The sequence below is a fragment of the Streptosporangium sp. NPDC004379 genome (assembly GCF_042873875.1).
In the GTDB taxonomy this organism is placed as follows: domain Bacteria; phylum Actinomycetota; class Actinomycetes; order Streptosporangiales; family Streptosporangiaceae; genus Streptosporangium.
The window spans coordinates 1-2,526 of sequence record NZ_JBIAMC010000002.1; the positions used below are offsets into that span (position 1 = coordinate 1).

3 protein-coding genes and 1 rRNA gene are annotated in these 2,526 nt (G+C 67.4%); 1 reads left to right on the forward strand and 3 read right to left on the reverse strand.

Annotation, left to right across the window (positions count from 1 at the left end):
• Positions 1-82, reverse strand: a 16S ribosomal RNA gene (locus ACFYSC_RS04080); the annotation flags it as partial.
• A 643-nt stretch (positions 83-725) separates the two neighbouring features.
• Between ACFYSC_RS04080 and ACFYSC_RS04085 the strand changes: the two genes are divergently transcribed.
• Complete coding sequence (locus tag ACFYSC_RS04085; RefSeq protein WP_389956374.1) at positions 726-1,124, forward strand: hypothetical protein; 399 nt, start codon at positions 726-728, stop codon at positions 1,122-1,124.
• A 70-nt stretch (positions 1,125-1,194) separates the two neighbouring features.
• Here the strand turns inward: ACFYSC_RS04085 and ACFYSC_RS04090 are convergent, their stop codons facing one another.
• Complete coding sequence (locus ACFYSC_RS04090; RefSeq protein WP_389957917.1) at positions 1,195-1,614, reverse strand: PH domain-containing protein; 420 nt, start codon at positions 1,612-1,614, stop codon at positions 1,195-1,197.
• A gap of 26 nt (positions 1,615-1,640) precedes the next feature.
• On the reverse strand, positions 1,641-2,408 hold the full coding sequence (locus ACFYSC_RS04095) for a group II truncated hemoglobin (protein WP_389956377.1): 768 nt from the start codon (positions 2,406-2,408) through the stop codon (positions 1,641-1,643).
• Between the last annotated feature and the right edge of the window lie 118 nt (positions 2,409-2,526).

Here is a 2,526-nt window from a genome sequence, read left to right on the forward strand (position 1 = left end):
CCGAAGGGCCTTTCCGCTCGACTTGCATGTGTTAAGCACGCCGCCAGCGTTCGTCCTGAGCCAGGATCAAACTCTCCAAACAATGTCTGAACAGTCTCTCCCGGCTGAAAGCATCCACCCCTGCAACAGGGCGGCTGCATCAACCAAAGGAATCCGTCCTCCCACCGAAGGCGGGTGGGACGGGGTTGTGCATCATGCACTGGCTTTTAGCACACTGTTGAGTTCTCAAGAAACGGACGCGTTCACCGTCGAACCGGATCATCGATCCGCTCTCCGGGGCATTCGTTTCGCGTCTCAATCTTAGCAGTTCCGCCTGGTTTGTGTCAAACTGTCGCTTTCGCTTCAGCCGACCCGCACCCGCCGGATCCACCCGGATCTCGACCACCCTGTCTCCAGGGCAACCCCTCTAACTTACTCCAACATCTGGTTCATGTCCAATCATGCGGACACAGCCGAAATGTCGGTTTCAGTGTGAGGGAGGTGCCGGGCATCTCGCCCGCCCGGGACCTTGCGGTTCCCGGGGGCTCGTTGCCCCGCAGGAAGAACATTAGCAGGCCCCAGAGACCACAAGGACAACTTGCCAACCATCCCCGAGGGTCGTGCGTCCCAAACGTGAGCGGAAGGACGCGGGCACGCGCAAGCGGACGTCAAGCCGTCCGCAATCGCCGCTCTATATGACAAGGGACGAGGGTCAGGATCCTGACTCCACCATGGAGGTGAGCAGCATGGCCCGTTCGGAGTTCGACGACATCCGCGCGCACATCGACGCGGAGGCCGATCACCCTGAGGACCTCCTCATGGTCGCCAGATCCCTGCTGAGCGACCTTGAGGAGATGCGGATGCGTGAGGCGTTGCTCCGGTCCCACTACCTGCGCCTGCTGACCGCGGCCCGGGCGACGGTGGCCGCCGAGGCGGCCGGCCACCCGCAGCCGTTCACGTTCCTCCGCGACGAGCTCGCCAAGAGGGGCCAGCTTCCCGCCACCGACGAGGAGGTGACCCAGATCCTGGCCGACGCGCACACGGCGGCCGCGTTGCTGGGGGAACTGGAGAAGTCCACGCCGGAGAGGGGCGGCGGTCCCCGTCTTCGCGCATGCACCGGCGTGAGCCGTACCCTCCACCGCTGACGCGTTTCCCGGGCGCGGGAGCCCGGGCACCGCGAGGGTCCCACACCCTGGAGGTTGCGGGCCGAAGGGCTCAGTGGCCGCTCCGCAGGGTGCACAGCCGGTCGGCGACCTCCTGGCAGGGCACTCCCAGGTCGAAACGGCTCAGCAGAAAGATCCCGTCGCCGGTGTCGATCTCGAGGAACTCCGTACGAGAGGTGAGGCGGGTCCGTGTGTCCACCCGGATCCGCTCGACCGCGCTCCACGGCACCCGTTCGGAGCCGGCGAACCCCTTCACCACGACGAGTCCGTGGCCGTCGGCACTGAGCCGTACCGGAGCCAGGACGTCGCGCAGGGCGAGGGCGGCGGCCGCCAGGGTCGCGACGCCCGCCAGGATCACACCGCGTGGATCCCCGAGGTTCAGCACCGTGAGCAGGGCGAAGCCGAGGGCGGCGACGCCTTTCAGGACGGGGAGTTCCCTGCGTACCCGCCAGCGCAGGAGCGGTCCGGACATGTCATCCACACCGGCACGCTAGCCGCTCATCCGCGAGGCGTGTAGGGCGGCGCCACGCCCCATCCCCAGTGCGGCACCGGGGCCTTGGCCGCCGGGGCGGCTCCCGGCTGGGAGTTGGCGAACGCCAGACGGGTCCCCCACTCGATGTAGCCGAGGAACGCCGCGCGGAACTCCGGGTCTCCGGGAAGGCCGACCTCGTCGGCGGCGTCCAGGAGGAGATTCACCCATCGGCGGCGCTGCCGCTCGGTGATGCCCCTGCCGAGGTGCTGGGAGAGCATGTGGGCGTATCCCCCGCGTTCCCGGGTGTAGCGGTCGGGGCCGCCGAAGACCTCACCCAGCCAGATGGCGACGTAGGTGGGGTGGCGCGGGTCCATACCGGCGAACAGCGGGCCGATGAGCTCATCCTTCAGCACGTGCCCGTAGAACACCTCGGTGAGCCGCTCGAACGCCTCGGCTCCGCCGGCCCAGTCGTACAGGGTCGGCACCGAGGCCCCCTGCCCGCGGACATCGGTCGGCTCGTAGTGGCGCATCTCCTCGATGTCGGAGACGTAGGGCCGGATCTCAGCGAAGAAGGCCGCGAAGTTCGGGCCGTTCCGGAAGCCTCCGAGGTGGTCCTCGGCGGAGGTCCAGGTGATCCGGAGGATGTAGCGACCGGCCTCCTCCGCGCACCGGGTGAGCTCGTAGTCGACGCACTCGGGAGCGTCGCCGAGGGGCACCGCGGCGCGCCGGTAGGCGGCCTCGAAGTCTGCCGACCGCTCCTCGGGAACGCGGTAGCGGATGTATTCGACGATCAATGGCCCGCCCTTCCAGCGAAGATCCTTGATCGAAGGTAATCATGTAAGCAACCGACGCACAACAGGAACGCGGAAATGCGAAGGGCCCGGATCTCGGTGAGATCCGGGCCCTCGGCCT